General features: G+C 60.8%; 16 protein-coding genes. 2 read left to right on the plus strand and 14 right to left on the minus strand.

Annotated elements, in window-relative coordinates; all coding sequences use genetic code 11:
* Nucleotides 1–9: 9 nt before the first annotated feature.
* From WBK23_RS04025 to WBK23_RS04075, 11 genes are all read right to left on the minus strand, one after another.
* Nucleotides 10–996: a DNA polymerase III subunit delta' gene (locus WBK23_RS04025; RefSeq protein WP_424482688.1), complete on the minus strand. Its 987-nt coding sequence runs from the start codon at nucleotides 994–996 to the stop codon at nucleotides 10–12.
* A complete protein-coding gene (gene tmk / locus WBK23_RS04030; RefSeq protein WP_424482689.1) occupies nucleotides 989–1,621 on the minus strand; it encodes a dTMP kinase in 633 nt (210 codons plus the stop codon). Before tmk ends, WBK23_RS04025 begins: the two co-directional genes overlap by 8 nt.
* A 9-nt stretch (nucleotides 1,622–1,630) precedes the next feature.
* Nucleotides 1,631–2,683: an endolytic transglycosylase MltG gene (gene mltG, locus WBK23_RS04035; protein ID WP_424482690.1), complete on the minus strand. Its 1,053-nt coding sequence runs from the start codon at nucleotides 2,681–2,683 to the stop codon at nucleotides 1,631–1,633.
* Between the two features lie 3 nt (nucleotides 2,684–2,686).
* Complete coding sequence (pabC, locus tag WBK23_RS04040; protein WP_424482691.1) at nucleotides 2,687–3,502, minus strand: aminodeoxychorismate lyase; 816 nt, start codon at nucleotides 3,500–3,502, stop codon at nucleotides 2,687–2,689.
* Nucleotides 3,502–4,746, minus strand: a complete 1,245-nt coding sequence (gene fabF / locus WBK23_RS04045) for a beta-ketoacyl-ACP synthase II (RefSeq protein WP_424482692.1) — start codon at nucleotides 4,744–4,746, stop codon at nucleotides 3,502–3,504. Before fabF ends, pabC begins: the two co-directional genes overlap by 1 nt.
* 107 nt (nucleotides 4,747–4,853) lie before the next feature.
* Entirely contained in the window at nucleotides 4,854–5,087 is a 234-nt protein-coding gene (gene acpP, locus WBK23_RS04050; RefSeq protein WP_058066290.1) for an acyl carrier protein, read from the minus strand.
* Nucleotides 5,088–5,283: 196 nt separating this feature from the next.
* Nucleotides 5,284–6,027 (minus strand): 3-oxoacyl-ACP reductase FabG, encoded by a 744-nt coding sequence (gene fabG / locus WBK23_RS04055; RefSeq protein WP_424482693.1) that lies wholly within the window; start codon nucleotides 6,025–6,027, stop codon nucleotides 5,284–5,286.
* A gap of 15 nt (nucleotides 6,028–6,042) precedes the next feature.
* Nucleotides 6,043–6,981 carry an ACP S-malonyltransferase gene (gene fabD, locus WBK23_RS04060; RefSeq protein WP_424482694.1) on the minus strand — a complete coding sequence of 313 codons (939 nt, stop codon included), beginning with the start codon at nucleotides 6,979–6,981 and terminating at the stop codon, nucleotides 6,043–6,045.
* A gap of 117 nt (nucleotides 6,982–7,098) precedes the next feature.
* Nucleotides 7,099–8,109, minus strand: a complete 1,011-nt coding sequence (gene plsX, locus WBK23_RS04065; protein ID WP_424482695.1) for a phosphate acyltransferase PlsX — start codon at nucleotides 8,107–8,109, stop codon at nucleotides 7,099–7,101.
* A gap of 3 nt (nucleotides 8,110–8,112) precedes the next feature.
* Nucleotides 8,113–8,295: a 50S ribosomal protein L32 gene (gene rpmF / locus WBK23_RS04070; protein ID WP_411185231.1), complete on the minus strand. Its 183-nt coding sequence runs from the start codon at nucleotides 8,293–8,295 to the stop codon at nucleotides 8,113–8,115.
* 13 nt (nucleotides 8,296–8,308) lie between these two features.
* Nucleotides 8,309–8,836 carry a YceD family protein gene (locus tag WBK23_RS04075; protein ID WP_424482696.1) on the minus strand — a complete coding sequence of 176 codons (528 nt, stop codon included), beginning with the start codon at nucleotides 8,834–8,836 and terminating at the stop codon, nucleotides 8,309–8,311.
* A gap of 117 nt (nucleotides 8,837–8,953) precedes the next feature.
* Here WBK23_RS04075 and WBK23_RS04080 point away from each other — a divergent pair, with 117 nt between their 5' ends.
* Complete coding sequence (locus WBK23_RS04080) at nucleotides 8,954–9,532, plus strand: Maf family protein (protein ID WP_424482697.1); 579 nt, start codon at nucleotides 8,954–8,956, stop codon at nucleotides 9,530–9,532.
* A 47-nt stretch (nucleotides 9,533–9,579) separates the two neighbouring features.
* Here WBK23_RS04080 and WBK23_RS04085 read toward each other — a convergent pair whose 3' ends face one another.
* Genes WBK23_RS04085 through rluC form a run of 3 tightly spaced genes read right to left on the minus strand, consistent with a single transcriptional unit; the run spans nucleotide 9,580 to nucleotide 12,191 of the window.
* Nucleotides 9,580–10,560 carry a S49 family peptidase gene (locus WBK23_RS04085; RefSeq protein WP_424482698.1) on the minus strand — a complete coding sequence of 327 codons (981 nt, stop codon included), beginning with the start codon at nucleotides 10,558–10,560 and terminating at the stop codon, nucleotides 9,580–9,582.
* Nucleotides 10,550–11,245: an HAD-IA family hydrolase gene (locus WBK23_RS04090; RefSeq protein WP_424482699.1), complete on the minus strand. Its 696-nt coding sequence runs from the start codon at nucleotides 11,243–11,245 to the stop codon at nucleotides 10,550–10,552. The genes WBK23_RS04085 and WBK23_RS04090 overlap by 11 nt, the downstream gene beginning before the upstream one ends.
* Nucleotides 11,238–12,191, minus strand: coding sequence for a 23S rRNA pseudouridine(955/2504/2580) synthase RluC (gene rluC / locus WBK23_RS04095; RefSeq protein WP_424482700.1), 954 nt, complete (start codon nucleotides 12,189–12,191; stop codon nucleotides 11,238–11,240). Before rluC ends, WBK23_RS04090 begins: the two co-directional genes overlap by 8 nt.
* A 579-nt stretch (nucleotides 12,192–12,770) precedes the next feature.
* Here rluC and rne point away from each other — a divergent pair.
* The gene (rne, locus tag WBK23_RS04100; protein ID WP_424482701.1) at nucleotides 12,771–15,875 is read left to right on the plus strand and encodes a ribonuclease E; all 3,105 of its coding nucleotides are present in this window, start codon (nucleotides 12,771–12,773) and stop codon (nucleotides 15,873–15,875) included.
* The last annotated feature ends 41 nt before the right edge of the window (nucleotides 15,876–15,916 follow it).

Below are 15,916 nucleotides of genomic sequence, written 5' to 3' on the forward strand. Positions count from 1 at the left end.
TGGCCGATTCTAGCCCGGTCCGGGCAAGCTTGCCCACTGCACCAGCAAGGCTTCGAGAAGCAAGACACGGTTAAGGTTGGCCTTGCCCAGCACTTTCTGCCGCTGCGCCAGCAACCAATCCTGCATCACCAGCACTTTGGGCTGCGGCGTTTTATCCGCAAGGTACTGCACCACCTTGCGCATATCGGCATGGCCAAGGCCAGCTTCGTCACGGGTCAGCTGGTAACGCAGCATCAATTGCGACCACTGGCAGAACCAGTCGAACAGCAGCTGCAAGGACACCGCATTCCAACTTTCGGCCAGCTGGCTGGGGGCAATCTGCTGTTTGAGCAGTTTCTTCACCCCCTCCACCACCTGCGCGCGCTGCGCGCTGACGCCCTGCTCATACATCTTCACCGCTGCCAGCGGCGAGCCGGCGGCGAGGAACAGCAACTCGCGATGTTCTTCTGCACTGCAAGCGGGCAGCGCCTTGGCCAACCACGCCAGGCTCATCGCCTCACTCGGCAGAGGACAGGCCTGCTGCACGCAGCGGCTCTTCACCGTGGGCAGCAAGCGACTCGGTTGGTGGCTGACCAGCAGCAGCACGGTATTGCCGGAAGGCTCTTCCAGGCTTTTCAGCAAAGCGTTGGCGGCGTTCAGGTTCATCGACTCAGTCGGCTCGACCAGCACCACCTTGCGCCCGGCCAGCTGCGCGGTTTGCACCACAAAGCTGACCAGATCACGCACCTGATCGACCTTGATGGCCTTGTCGGCCTCTTCCGGCTCAAGGATGTAGTTGTCCGGGTGGGTGCCGGCCGCCAGCAGATGGCAGGACTTGCACTGTCCGCAAGCATCCAACCCAACAGGCCGCTGGCACAGCAGACGCGCCATCAGGCGTTCAGCCAGGGCGCGTTTGCCGATGCCGGCCGGGCCATGCAGCAGATAGGCGTGAGCATGTTGCGCGCGCCCAGCCAGTTGCTGCCACAGCGCGTCCTGCCAGGGGTAAGCCTCAGCCACGCTGCAACTCCAGCAGCTGCGGCAGCAACTTATCCAGTGCCTGCTGAACCTCGCTCAAGGATTGCGCGGCATCCAGAATGCGGTAGCGCTGCGGCTGCTCAGCCGCGCGGCGCAGGTAGGTATGGCGCACGGCATCGAAGAACTGCCGACCTTCCTGCTCGAAACGATCCAGACGGCCACGGGCGGCAGCGCGCGCCAGCCCGACTTCAACCGGCAAGTCGAACACCAGGGTCAGATCGGGGCGCAGCGCACCCTGAACGAACTCTTCCAGCACGGCAATACGCGCCTCAGACAAGCCCCGGCCACCGCCCTGGTAGGCATAGGTCGCATCGGTGAAACGGTCACAGAGCACCACACAACCGCGTGCCAGCGCCGGGCGGATGACTTGATCGAGGTGCTGCGCCCGCGCGGCGAACACCAGCAGCAGCTCGGTATCAGCCGCCATGATTTCGTTGCTGGGGGCCAACAGCAGTTCGCGCACCTGCTCGGCCAACGGCGTACCACCGGGCTCGCGAGTCAGCAGCACATCGATACCCTGCTCGCGCAACCGCTCGGCCAGGTAGTCACGATTGGTGCTCTTGCCAGCACCTTCAGGGCCTTCCAGGGTGATAAACAAACCGCTCACGGGCTGTCCTTAGTGATTATTGGGCGCTGTGGGAGCCGGGCTGGAACGGTAATCCGCCCGCCGCTTGAGCTGATACTCGCGTACCGCCCGGTTGTGCTGTTCAAGGGTATTGGAAAACACATGGCTGCCATCGCCACGGGCGACGAAGTACAGGCTGCTGCCGGCCACCGGATTAAGCGCCGCATGAATGGCCTCACGGCCAACCAGGGCAATCGGCGTCGGCGGCATGCCGTCGATGGTGTAGGTGTTGTAGGCGGTCGGCTCGCGCAGGTCGTCGCGGGTGATGCGGCCGCTGTAGCGCTCGCCCATGCCGTAGATCACCGTTGGGTCGGTCTGCAGGCGCATGCCGATGCGCAGTCGGCGCACGAACACCCCGGCAATCTCGCCACGCTCCTCGGGCACACCGGTTTCCTTTTCAATCATCGAGGCCATGATCAAGGCGTCATAAGGTTCCTGGTACGGCAGATCCTTGGCCCGCTGCGCCCACTCCTCGGCCAGCACTTGTTCCAGCCGCACATGCGCCTGTTTGAGCAGTTCCAGATCGCTCATGCCACGGACAAAACTGTAGGTATCGGGGAAGAAGCGCCCTTCCGGGTTGAGGCCCGGCAGGCCGAGCCGCTTCATCAACTCGGCATCGCTCAGCTCAGTCAGAGTCAGATCGAGGCGCGTCTCGCGCGCCAGCGCCGCACGCACCTGGCGGAAATTCCAGCCTTCAACCAGCGTCAGGCTGTACTGCAAAACCTCGCCACGCCGCCACAGGCCGAGCATATCGATGGCCTTGAGGCCAGGCGTAAGCCGGTATTCACCACTGTGCAGCGGCTGATTACGCAAGTTGAAGCGCCAGTAGAGGCGCAACCAGAAGGCCTTGTCGATTACCCCATCGGCTTCCAGGCGGTTGAGCACACCACCCGGCGTGGCACCGGCGGGCACCTCAACCAGGTAGTCCTCGGTGAGCTTCAGCGGCTGATGCAGCGCCGTATGCTGTTGCCAGGCGGCAAACGCAACCAGCAAGCCAGCCAGCAACACGCCGCCTTCCAGCAGCAGCAAAATTTTGCGTATCACGAATCAGCAGTCCAGTAGATCGCGGGCAATGGCCTGCAGTTTACGGGTGAGCGGGCCGACCGGCCAGTCGTGCGTTTGCAGCGCGCATACCGGCCAGATGCCGTAGACGCTGTTGCAGAGAAAGACTTCATCGGCCGCCAGCAACTCGGCCAAATAAAAATCGCGCACCTGACAGCCGATTCCACAGGCAGCGGCCTGCGCCAACAGCTCGGCGCGCATCACCCCGGCCACGCCACAACGGCTCAGCTCCGCGGTGATCAACTGACCGGAGCGGACGATAAACAGGTTGCTGTAGACCCCCTCGATGACTCGCCCGGACGCATCCAGCATCAAGCCTTCGGCATGCTCGGCGCCCTGCCACTCGGCACGTGCCAGCACCTGCTCCAGGCGGTTGAGGTGCTTCAAACCGGCCAGCAGCGGCTGCTCAGCCAAGCGGGTGGCGCAAGGAAACAGACGCACGCCCTGCTCGGCATTGCGCGCGGGATACTGCGGCTTCGCCGCGCCTTGCAGAATACGCCGCGGCTGCGTCGGCTCAGGCAGCGCATAGCCACGCTGACCATCGCCGCGGGTAACGATCAGTTTGGCCACGCCATCGCCCAACTGCTGGCTAAACGCCAACAGTTCGGCCTTGAGCAGAGTCATATCGAGAGGGATGTGCAGACGCGTACAGCCTTCGGCCAAACGCGCCAGATGACGCTCCAGCAGAGACGCCTGGCCCGCCGTTACGGCGACGGTCTCGAACAGGCCATCGCCGTAGGCCAAGCCACGATCCTTGACGGACAGCAGCTCGGCCGGCTGGCCGTCAATCCAGCTCAGCATCAACCGGCGAACCGGCGGAACACCAGCGAGCCGTTGGTGCCACCAAAACCAAAGGAGTTGGACAGCACCACATCCAGCGCCATGGCCTTGGCCTGGTGCGCGACGAAGTCGAGGTCACAACCTTCGTCCGGGTTATCCAGGTTGATGGTGGGCGGAGCCACCTGATCACGCAGGGCGAGGATGCTGAAGATCGCCTCCACCGCACCGGCCGCACCGAGCAGGTGACCGGTCATGGATTTGGTCGAGCTGACGGCCAACTTGTACGCGTGCTCGCCGAACACCGACTTCACCGCCGCCACTTCGGCCTTGTCGCCGGCCGAGGTCGAGGTGCCGTGGGCATTGATGTACTGCACCTGATCGGCATTCACGCCAGCATCGCGCAGGGCATTGGCCATGCAACGTGCCGCACCCGCGCCATCTTCCGGTGGCGAGGTCATGTGGTAGGCATCACCACTCATGCCAAAGCCGATCAGCTCGGCATGGATGATCGCGCCACGTGCCTTGGCATGCTCCAGCTCTTCCAGCACCAGTGCGCCAGCGCCATCGGACAGCACGAAACCATCGCGATCCTTGTCCCACGGACGGCTGGCCCGGGTCGGCTCGTCATTGCGCGTCGACAGCGCCCGGGCAGCACCGAAGCCGCCCATGCCCAGGCCGCACGCGGCCATCTCGGCACCGCCAGCAACCATCACGTCGGCTTCGCCGTAGGCAATATTGCGCGCCGCCATGCCGATGCAATGCGTACCGGTGGTACAGGCCGTGGCGATGGCGTAGTTAGGTCCCTGCAGCCCCAGATGGATCGACAGGAAGCCGGAAATCATATTGATGATCGAGCCAGGCACGAAGAATGGCGAAATGCGCCGCGGCCCTTGCTCATGCAGCGATTTGCAATTGTTCTCGATATTGGTCAGGCCGCCGATACCGGAGCCCATGGCCACACCGATGCGCTCACGGTTGGCATCCGTGACTTCCAGACCGGAGTTGCGTACCGCCTGAAAACTGGCAGCGAGACCGTACTGGATAAACAGATCGAGCTTGCGTGCCTCTTTGGCGGACAAGTATTCCTCGACGTTGAAGCCCTTTACCGCACCACCAAAACGGGTGGAAAAAGCGGAAAGATCCATATGCTCAAGCAGGCCAATGCCACTGCGGCCAGCCAAAATGCCCTGCCAGCTACTCGGCACATCGTTACCCAATGGCGACAGCATGCCCATACCGGTAACCACGACGCGTCTACGCGACACAGCAATCTCCTTTTCTAGTTTTCAACGCTTGGAATGCGCTTAAAGAAAAGCCGCACGCCTGATGAAGGGAGTGCGGCTTTTCCGAGTCGGGAACCGACGATTACGTGTTACGCGTGAGCGGTAACGTAGTCGATCGCTTCCTGAACGGTGGTGATCTTCTCGGCTTGCTCGTCCGGGATCTCGGTCTCGAATTCTTCTTCGAGAGCCATCACCAGCTCAACGGTGTCAAGCGAATCGGCACCCAGGTCTTCAACGAAGGAAGCGCTGTTGGTTACTTCCTCTTCTTTGACGCCCAGTTGCTCGGCAACGATTTTCTTGACGCGTTCTTCGATGGTGCTCATACGTTGTTCTCACTCCTAATGGGACAAATCATGGCCACTGTGCTGCGGCCAAGTGTATAGAAAGGGTTTTTAGCATTTCAAGCTGAATGCCGGGGTGCCCCACGAACACTTCAACGATCTGTCTATAAACCTGTTGCAGCTTTATAACGGATTTTAGACAGCATCTATGACAGTTTTCTGAAGCCATCCGTCACATTCAGCTCATGTACATCCCGCCGTTCACAGGGATAGTAGCGCCTGTGACGTAAGCCGCGCCATCAGAAGCGAGGAAAGCGACCACTTTCGCGATCTCTTCGGCCTGCCCCAAACGGCCCAACGGAATCTGGGTCAGTAGCGCGTCACGCTGTGCTTCAGGCAGTTCGCGGGTCATATCGGTGTCGATAAAACCCGGTGCCACGGCGTTCACGGTAATCGCCCGCGAGCCCACTTCACGCGCCAATGCACGGCCGAAACCTTCAAGGCCGGCCTTAGAAGCTGCGTAGTTGACCTGCCCGGCGTTACCCATGGCACCCACCACCGAACCGATGTTGATGATGCGCCCGTACCGCGCCTTGGTCATACCGCGCAGCACCGCCTTGGTCAGCCGATAGAGGCTGCTCAGGTTGGTGTTGATGACATCGAACCACTCGTCATCTTTCATCCGCAACATCAGGTTATCGCGGGTGATGCCGGCGTTATTGACCAGGATCAACGGCTGACCAAGGTGTTGCTGAATATGTTCCAGGGTGCTGGCAACCGATTCGCTGTCGCTGACATCCAGCACCAGGCCTGCGCCTTCGATGCCGTTCGCCTTCAGTGTTTCAGCAATGCGCTCGGCACCCGAGGCCGATGTCGCCGTGCCAATCACCACAGCGCCTTGACGCCCCAACTCCAGGGCAATTGCCTGGCCAATCCCACGGCTCGCGCCAGTGACCAACGCGACCTTACCTTGCAGGCTCATAGCATTTCTCCTTAATCAGACCAGGTTCGCACGCGCAGTGGCGAAAGCGTCCGGGGTATCCAGGTTATGGGTATTGATGCCCTTCACGCAGCGTTTGTTCAGCCCTGAAAGCACTCGGCCTGGGCCGCATTCAACCAAATCGGTCACGCCCAGCCCTGACAGGCAGACGATCGACTCAACCCAGCGGACCGGGCTGTAAAGCTGCGCCAGCAAATCGCGCTTGAGGCTGTCGAGATCGGTCACCACCGCAGCGCTGACGTTCTGCACCAAGGCAATTTGTGGAGCCTGCCAATCGATGGCGGCTACGGCCTCGGCAAAGCGCTCGGCCGCCGGGCGCATCAGCGCACAGTGCGAGGGCACGCTGACCGGCAGTGGCATGGCACGCTTTGCGCCGCGCGCCTTGCACGCCTCGATGGCCCGCTCGACGGCAGCCGCGCCGCCGGCGATCACCACCTGGCCCGGCGCATTGAAATTCACCGCACTGACCACTTCGCCCTGCGCCGCTTCGATGCAGGCCGCCAATACGTCGGCATCCTCCAGCCCCAGGATGGCGGCCATGCCGCCCTGCCCGGCCGGTACTGCCTGCTGCATCAGCTGGCCACGGTGCTCCACCAACTTCACCGCCGCAGCCAAAGACAGGCTGCCGGCAGCGACCAGAGCCGAGTATTCGCCCAGGCTGTGACCCGCAACAAAGCCAGGACGCGCCCCGCCTTCAGCCAGCCACAAACGCCACAGCGCCACCGAAGCGCACAAGATGGCCGGCTGGGTTTTGTCGGTTTGATTGAGTTGCTCTTCCGGCCCCTGCTGAGTCAACGCCCAGAGGTCATAACCGAGCGCCTCGGAGGCCTCGGCAAAGGTATCGAGAATCAGTGGCTGCTGCGCGCCGTGATCGGCCAGCATGGCCAGCGACTGCGAACCTTGGCCCGGAAAGACGAATGCGAGAGATGCAGACATGAAAACCTGTTCCTAATGATCGTGATCGTCGGAAATGTACACCTGGCCTAGCCAAGCGCAACAAACTGACAGTTGGATGACAAGCTGCCCAACCCGGTCACATCTTTCAGCTGTCAGTTAAAGCAGGTGTTCGCCAAGACGACCGTGCAAACGCTGCGGCAGATTTTCTTCAATCTCCGCCAAAGCTCGGCGAATCGCGCTCCGGAAGCCATCAGGCCCTGCCGCACCGTGACTCTTCACCACGATGCCCTGCAGGCCGACAAAACTCGCACCATTGTGCTGCGCGGGAGCCAATTCATCCTGCAAGCGGCGCAACAACGGCATCGCCAAGACACCCACTGCACGCGCAGCCAGGCTGGATTTGAACAGCGCCTCGATACGCGCACCAATCATCGCCGCCAAGCCCTCGCTAGACTTGAGCAGGATATTGCCGACAAAACCGTCGCAGACCACCACATCAGCCTCACCGCGGTAGAGCCCATCACCCTCGACATAGCCGATGTAATTCAGCCCCTGCGCCTGCTGCAAGAGGCTGGCGGCCAGTTTGACCTGCTGGTTGCCCTTGATGTCTTCAGTACCAACGTTCAGCAGCGCCACACGCGGGCGAACCACACCGAGCGCTTCGGCCGTCACCGAGCCCATTACAGCAAACTGGTAGAGATGCTCAGCACTGCAATCGACATTCGCGCCCAGATCGAGCAGATGACAATAGCCCGCCTGGGTCGGAATAGCCGTCACCATGGCAGGTCGATCGATACCCGGCAGGGTCTTCAGCACATAGCGCGACAGTGCCATCAGCGCACCGGTATTGCCGGCGCTGACGCAGGCCTGGGCCGCGCCACTGCGCAGCAGCTCAAGACTGACGCGCATCGACGAGTCCGGCTTGCCACGCAGCGCCTGCGCAGGTCGCTCATCCATGGCAATCACTTCGCCAGCATGCTCAACGCGCAGACGTGCACGATCAACGCCGGGATAGCGAGCAATCAGGGATTCGAGAAGAGAGGATTGGCCGACGAGGACCAGGTGCAACGAGGGGTATTCAGCCAAGCAAGCGATGCTGGCTGGAACAATGCTGTGGGGACCGAAGTCCCCACCCATTGCATCAATCGCGATGATCGGAGCGGACAAGATTTACTCGTCAGCGCCCTTGTCGATCACTTTGCGACCACGGTAAACGCCTTCTGGCGATACGTGGTGACGCAGGTGAATTTCACCGGTGGTTTTCTCGACCGACAGGGTGCTGGCGTCGAGAGCATCGTGCGAACGACGCATGTCACGGGCGGAACGGGATTTTTTGTTCTGCTGAACAGCCATAACTAATTAACTCCTAAACGTTTGGGTCACGCTTTAACTGTGCCAATACACTGAACGGGTTGGACCGCGTTACCTCGTCCTCGATCAACTCGGGCTCTTCGAGGCCGGTTGGTTGCTGGCAATCTTTAGGGTCATGAGCCGGGACAATGGGCAAGGCGAGCAACAGCTCTTCCTCAACCAGCGCCAGCAGATCCAATGGGTCTTCACCCAATTCAAGCACGTCATAGCCTTGCGGCACTGACTGGGTATTCGCACCCTCTTTCACCACAGCATAATCACACGCGCTGTAGATCGGCAAAGTGACCAGCTCCAGGCAACGCTGGCAAACCATCTTGACTTCAACCTCAAGCTCGCTGTGAAAAACCACAGCATGACGCTCGTCGCGCTCGAAGAAGAACTTCGTACGCACCATGCCTTGGTTATCGGCAAGCGGGCCGCAGAGACGCTGCAATTCGGCTAGCGGCAACTCACCCTCAAGGGTGGCGCTGCGATCAGCTAACTTGCGCGGATCAACGTGAGGTGGAATCGGGCCATTTGACATAGGCGGCGCATTTTAGGGATGCAACCCGCCGCTGTCAAAGGAAATTCGGCCTGTCGGACATCCGGCAGGCCGGCTAAAATCGCGCGCATTCTGCCACAGCCAATAAAGGAAACTGCCGTGCTGCCTCTGGTGCTCGCCTCCAGCTCACCCTACCGCCGTGAACTCCTCGCACGCCTGCGCCTGCCATTTACCTGGAGCGCGCCACAGATTGACGAGTCGCGCCAGCCCGACGAGCCCGCTGAGGCCCTGGTACGCCGCCTCTCCCTGGAAAAAGCTCAGGCTCTGAGCGCAAGCCACCCCCATCACCTGATCATCGGCTCAGACCAGGTGGCCGTGCTCGACCAGCAGATTCTCGGCAAACCACACAGCTTTGAGCGCGCCCGCGAGCAGTTGCTCGCGGCCAGCGGCAACAGCGTCACCTTTCTGACCGGCCTGAGCCTGCTCAACAGCGCCACCGGCCAGCACCAGACCGACTGCATTCCTTTTACCGTGCATTTTCGCCAGCTCAGCGACGCGCAAATCACGCGCTACCTGCACGCCGAGCAACCCTTCGACTGCGCCGGCAGCTTCAAAGCCGAAGGCCTGGGCGTCAGCCTGTTTCGCAGCACCGAAGGCAGCGACGCCAACAGCCTGATCGGCTTGCCGCTGATCCGCCTGATCGACATGCTGCACGCCAGCGGCGTGGACACCCCATAAACAAACAGGCCCGATCAATGACCGGGCCTGTTTAACACGCGCAACCGCTAGCGCAATGCCGGCCCTCGAAAACCCATCAGCAAGGCGACTCGCTCAGCCATGCTGGCACCCATGGTTTTCGCAAAGCGATCAAAAGGCGACTCCTGCAGCGTGAAGTCGACGATTTCTTTCTCGCCAACCACCTCCCGCGCCACATAGCTGGTATTACCCAGCGCATCGATTAAGCCCAGCTGCAGCGCCTGCTCTCCCGACCAGATCAGCCCGGAGAACAGCTCAGGATGCTTGGCATCCTTCAAGCGATCGCCACGCCCCTGCTTAACACTGGCAATAAACTGGCGATGCGTGGTTTCCAGCACACCTTGCCAAAACTTGGTCTCCTCGGCCTTTTGCGGCTGAAACGGATCGAGAAACGCCTTGTGCTCGCCCGAGGTGTAAACCCGGCGATCAACCCCCAGCTTCTCCATCACTCCAACAAAACCGAAGGTCGCCGCGGTGACACCAATCGAGCCCACCAGACTGGCCTTGTCGGCATAGATCGCATCGGCCGCACTGGCGATGTAATAGGCACCCGACGCACCCAGATCAGTAATCACGGCATACAGCTTGATAGCCGGGTACTCGGCGCGCAGCCGACGGATCTCGTCATAGATATAACCCGACTGCACCGGACTGCCGCCGGGGCTGTTGATCCGCAGGATCACGCCCCTGGTGTTAGCGTCCTCAAAAGCCGCGCGCAGGCTGCTGACTATATTGTCGGCACTGGCGGACTCCTGGTCGGCAATCATGCCGCGCACCTCGATCACAGCGGTATGACCGGCACTGCTGCCCGCGCTTTTTTTCAAATCGAGCATCGGCACAAACAAGGCCAGCGCCACAAATAGATAAACAAACGTCAGCGATTTGAAGAAAATCCCCCAGCGCCGCGCCCTGCGCTGCTCCTGCACACCGGCGAGCAAGGTTTTTTCCAGCAGCTTCCAGCTTTTCCCTTCACCATCAGCCGCAGCTGACGCCTTCCATTCATCGGCCATGCGCTCTCACCTCAACTGACTGCTCACTTGCACGCAAACCCAACCAGGCGCGCAACTCGGTAAAACATTCTATCGCCAGCGTTGGCTGGCACTCACGCAACGCCTGCAACGGCTGCGCACCGTAGCCCACCGCCACACAATCCATATCCGCACGCTGCGCCATCAACAGATCGAAGGAGGAATCTCCCACCATCAAGGCGCGACCGGCAGCCACCCCGCTTTGCGCAAGAATCTCATGCAGCATCAACGGATCAGGCTTGCTCGCCGTTTCATCGGCGCAGCGGCTGTAATCGAAATAATCCAGCCAGCCACGATCCGCCAGCACCCGATCAAGCCCATGCCGGCCCTTGCCGGTCGCCACCGCCAGGCGATAACCCTCAGCACGAAAGGCCTGCAACGCCTCAGCCACACCATAAAACAGCGGCGAAGGCTCGGACTCCAGAACCAGGTAGTTTTCACTGTAACTGCGGCGCAAACGGTCAGCACGCGCGGCATCGGCCAAATTGGGATAGAGAACACGGATAGCTTCAGGCAAGCCCAAACCGATAATGCCGCGCACCTGCTCATCCGTGCAGCGCGGCAGTTCACAGGCATCCGCAGCCAGATGCATCGCCGCCACAATCCGACCGATGGAATCGACCAACGTGCCGTCCCAATCGAAGATCAGCAGCTCATAATCACGCACCGAGACGCTCCATAGTCCTCGCCCACACCTCATCGACCGGAGCCTCAAGCTTGAGCTGACCACCTTCGGGCAGCGGCACGATCAACTCATAGGCGTGGAGGAACAGGCGCTTGCCACCCAAGTCGCGAATTTCCTTGGTGAAATCGTCATCGCCGTACTTGCTGTCACCGGCAATGCAGTGCCCGGCATGCTGCGCGTGCACGCGAATCTGGTGAGTACGCCCGGTCACCGGCTTGGCCTCAACCAACGTGGCAAACTCGCCAAAGCGGCGCAGCACACGGAAAATGGTCAAAGCCTCCTTACCCTCAGGATTGACTTCAACCATACGCTCGCCGGAGCGCAGGTTGCTTTTCAGCAACGGCGCATTGACCTGCTTCTTGGCCGTCGCCCAATGCCCGCGCACCAGCGCCATATAGCGCTTGTCCACACCATCGCCGCGCAGAGCTTCGTGCAGGTGGCGCAACATGCTGCGCTTCTTGGCAATCATCAGCAGGCCCGAGGTGTCGCGATCCAGGCGGTGCACCAACTCCAGGTCTTTGGCGTCGGGGCGCAACTGACGGAAAGCTTCGATCACTCCGTAATTAAGGCCACTGCCGCCATGCACGGCGATGCCCGCCGGCTTGTTCAGCACGATCAGCGCCTTGTCTTCGTAGACAATCGCCGCCTCAAGGCGCTGCAACAAACCTTGAGCCAGCGGCTCCGGCTCATCGCGCTCAGCCAGGCGCAGCGGCGGCACACGAATAATGTCGCCAGCCTGCAGCTTGTACTCGGGCTTGATCCGACCTTTGTTCACACGCACTTCGCCTTTACGCAAAATCCGGTAAATCAAAGTCTTGGGCACACCTTTGAGCTGGGTGCGGAGGAAGTTATCAATGCGTTGGCCGGCAAGTTCCGGCGCAACCTCGAGCAGCTGGACGCCGGAGGTTGGAGGGGAAGGATTTGTCATCGCGCAATCATAACAATTTTTTATGGAATTGAAGCACTTAATCATTGCTGCTATAGTCGGGAACGCCGCCAAAAGCGGCCTGGTTTGCGGATGATCGCCAAAACTGCCATCCCCAACCAACGCAACCCATTCGGGACGTGAGGCCGTCCGACGGGTTATTCAACGAAAGAAAAGCCGCCAAGGCTGTGAATAACTCGGAAATAAAGCCTTTAAGCCATAATGCGCAACCTGCCCCTCTGGACGGTTGCGGTAATAGCCAACCCGCTGCGGATTTTCGCGAGCGGCACCCGATTTTCAGCGATACGTGTAGGGTGGAGATGTACAACTGTCGGTCCGCGTAGCAGCTCGCTTTACCAAGACGCTTTATCTCGTCCGCTACCGACAGCTGATTCCTCCTCCTGACTTAGTGCTTTCTGTCACAACAGCGAGCAGGAGACGTCTGTCGCGGCCCAGCACAACAGGCTGTAGCCGCTAGACACTGGAACGATTTACGACCGTTCCTGACGCACCTGACACCGACCCTGAGAGTCGTGTGTGCCGAACGCCGCTTCCGCCAGCACCGGAAACCGACGGTACTACATGAAAAGAATGCTGATTAACGCAACTCAGCCCGAAGAGCTGCGTGTCGCCCTGGTAGATGGCCAAAAACTCTACGACCTGGACATCGAATCCGGTGCCCGTGAACAGAAAAAATCCAACATCTACAAGGGTAAGATCACCCGCGTAGAGCCTAGCCTTGAAGCCGCTTTCGTCGACTTCGGCTCAGAGCGCCACGGTTTTCTGCCCCTCAAAGAAATCTCCCGCGAATATTTCAGCAAGGCTCCCGAAGGCCGCGTCAACATCAAAGACGTGCTCAAGGAAGGCCAGGAAGTCATCGTTCAGGTCGAGAAAGAAGAGCGTGGCAACAAGGGCGCAGCCCTCACCACCTTTATCAGCCTGGCCGGTCGTTATTTGGTGCTGATGCCAAACAACCCACGTGCCGGTGGCATCTCGCGCCGTATCGAAGGCGAAGAGCGCAACGAACTGCGTGAAGCGCTGAACGGCCTGGTCGCTCCGAGCGACATGGGCCTGATCGTGCGCACCGCAGGCCTGGGCCGCTCCAGCGAAGAAATGCAGTGGGACCTCGATTACCTGCTGCAACTCTGGACCGCGATCAAAGAAGCCTCGCTGGACCGCGCTGCGCCATTCCTGATCTACCAGGAAAGCAACGTAATCATCCGCGCCATCCGCGACTACCTGCGCCAGGACATCGGTGAAGTACTGGTCGACAGCATCGAAGCGCAGCAGGAAGCCCTGAGTTTCATCAACCAGGTGATGCCGCAGTACGCCAGCAAGATCAAGCTGTATGAAGACAGCGTACCGCTGTTCAACCGCTTCCAGATCGAAAGCCAGATCGAAACCGCCTTCCAGCGCGAAGTGAAACTGCCATCCGGCGGCTCCATCGTGATCGACCCGACCGAAGCCCTGGTGTCCATCGACATCAACTCGGCCCGTGCGACCAAAGGCAGCGACATCGAAGAAACCGCCCTGCAGACCAACCTGGAAGCAGCCGAAGAAATCGCTCGCCAACTGCGCCTGCGTGATATCGGCGGCCTGATCGTGATCGACTTTATCGACATGACTCCAGCCAAGAACCAGCGCGCCGTGGAAGAGAAAGTCCGCGAAAGCCTGGAAGCCGACCGCGCCCGCGTCCAAGTGGGCCGCATCTCGCGCTTCGGTTTGCTGGAAATGTCGCGTCAGCGCCTGCGTCCATCCCTGGGCGAAAGCAGCGGCATCGTCTGCCCGCGTTGCAACGGCCAAGGCATCATCCGTGACGTTGAATCGCTGTCGCTGGCCATTCTGCGCCTGATCGAAGAAGAAGCCCTGAAAGACCGCACCGCCGAAGTTCGCGCCCAGGTGCCAATTCCAGTTGCCGCCTTCCTGCTCAACGAGAAGCGCAACTCGATCACCAAGATCGAACTGCGTACTCGTGCGCGCATCGTTATCGTGCCGAACGATCACTTGGAAACCCCGCACTTCGAAGTCACCCGCATCCGTGACGACAGCCCGGAAGCTCAGTCCACTCAATCCAGCTATGAAATGGCGACCATTGAAGTGGAAGAAGAGAAGCAGGCCGCCGCAACGCGCACCCTGGTTCGCCAGGAAGCCGCAATCAAGACCGCGCCGCAGCGCACTGCTCCAACCCCGGTTGAAGCAGTCGCCGCACAGCCTGTAGCTGCTGCCGAGCCAAGCCTATTCAAGGGCCTGGTCAAGTCGCTGGTCAGCTTGTTCGCCGGCAAGGAAGAAGAAAAACCTACCGTCGTTGAGAAGAAAACCAGCGAACGCCCGCAGCGCAGCGATGAGCGTCGCAACGGTCGTCAGCAAAACCGCAGCCGCGGTGGCCGCAACAACGAAGACCGTAAGCCGCGCGAAGAGCGTGCTCCACGTGAGGACCGCGCACCACGCGAAGAGCGTCAACCACGCGTCGCCCGTGAAGAACGTGCTCCACGTGAGGACCGCGCCCCGCGTGAAGAGCGTGCGCCACGCGAAGACCGCGCACCGCGCGAAGAACGCAGCCCGCGTGACGTAGTAGAAGTTCGTGAGCCGCAGGAAGTGCGTCAGTCGCGTCCGCCGCGTGAAGAGCGTCAGCCACGTGATCGTAAGCCACGTGAAGAGCGTCAACCACGCGAACTGCGCGAGCCGCTGGATGCCGTTCAGGGTGACAGCCCAGCCGTAGCCACTGAAGAAGTGCGTAGCGAACGCCCGCAACGCGAGCCGCGTCAACCACGCCAGCCGCGTGAAGAGCGTCAGCCACGTACCGAACAAGCCGCTGCAGCAGCCGATGAAGAAGAAGTGCTGAATGGCGAAGAAGCACTGCAGGATGATGATCAAGAAGGCAGCGAAGGGGGCGATCGCCCACGTCGCCGCTCGCGTGGTCAGCGTCGTCGCAGCAATCGTCGTGAGCGCCAGAGCGATGCCAATGGCAACCCGATCGAAGGCAGCGAAGAAGCCGGTGAAGAAACTGCTGACGGCAACATTGCCGCTGTAGCAGTCGCCGCCAGCACCGCAGTTAGCGCCGAAGCGAGTCCAGCCGACAGCGAAGCGCCACGCGCCGAGCAGCCGAGCGAAGCCGTAGTGGTCGAGCACGTCGCAGCAGAAGCCAGCGTTGCCGAGCCAATCAGCAACCCAGTCGCCGAAGCCCGCGAAGAGTCGATCAGCGCTCCAGCTGCCATTGAAGCCGAAGCGGTAGTGGCAGAAGTGGCGGTAGAAGCACCGGTGGTAGTTGCCGAAGCTGAACAACAGGTTGAGCAGCCGATAGAACAGTTTGTCGCACCAGCCGCCCCGGTTGCAGTGGCGGAAGTGGTTGAGGCTGTTGTAGCCGAAGTGGTTGCAGAAGCACCAGCCGTTGCAGCTGCCCCTGCGGAAGCACTGAGCAGCACTGGCCGCGCACCGAACGACCCACGTGAAGTGCGTCGCCGTCAGCGCGAAGCCGAACGTCAGGCCCGCGAAGCGAGCGAAACTGCCGCAGCGCCTCAGGTTGAGGCCGTAGTGGCAGCAGTTGTGGCCGAGCCGGTTGTCGAAGCCGTAGTCAGCAGCGAAGTCGTTGAAGCTGAAGCGCCAGCCGAAGCAGCAAGCGAGGAGCTGTTCAGCCCTGCGGTAGCAGACGCCGAAACCGAAGAGCAAGCGGCCAAACCGCTCGCCTGAGGTCACTCGGAGCAATAAAAAAAGGGGATGCTTTTAGCATC

The sequence above is a fragment of the Pseudomonas sp. genome (assembly GCF_049653025.1).
Classification (GTDB): Bacteria; Pseudomonadota; Gammaproteobacteria; order Pseudomonadales; family Pseudomonadaceae; genus Aquipseudomonas.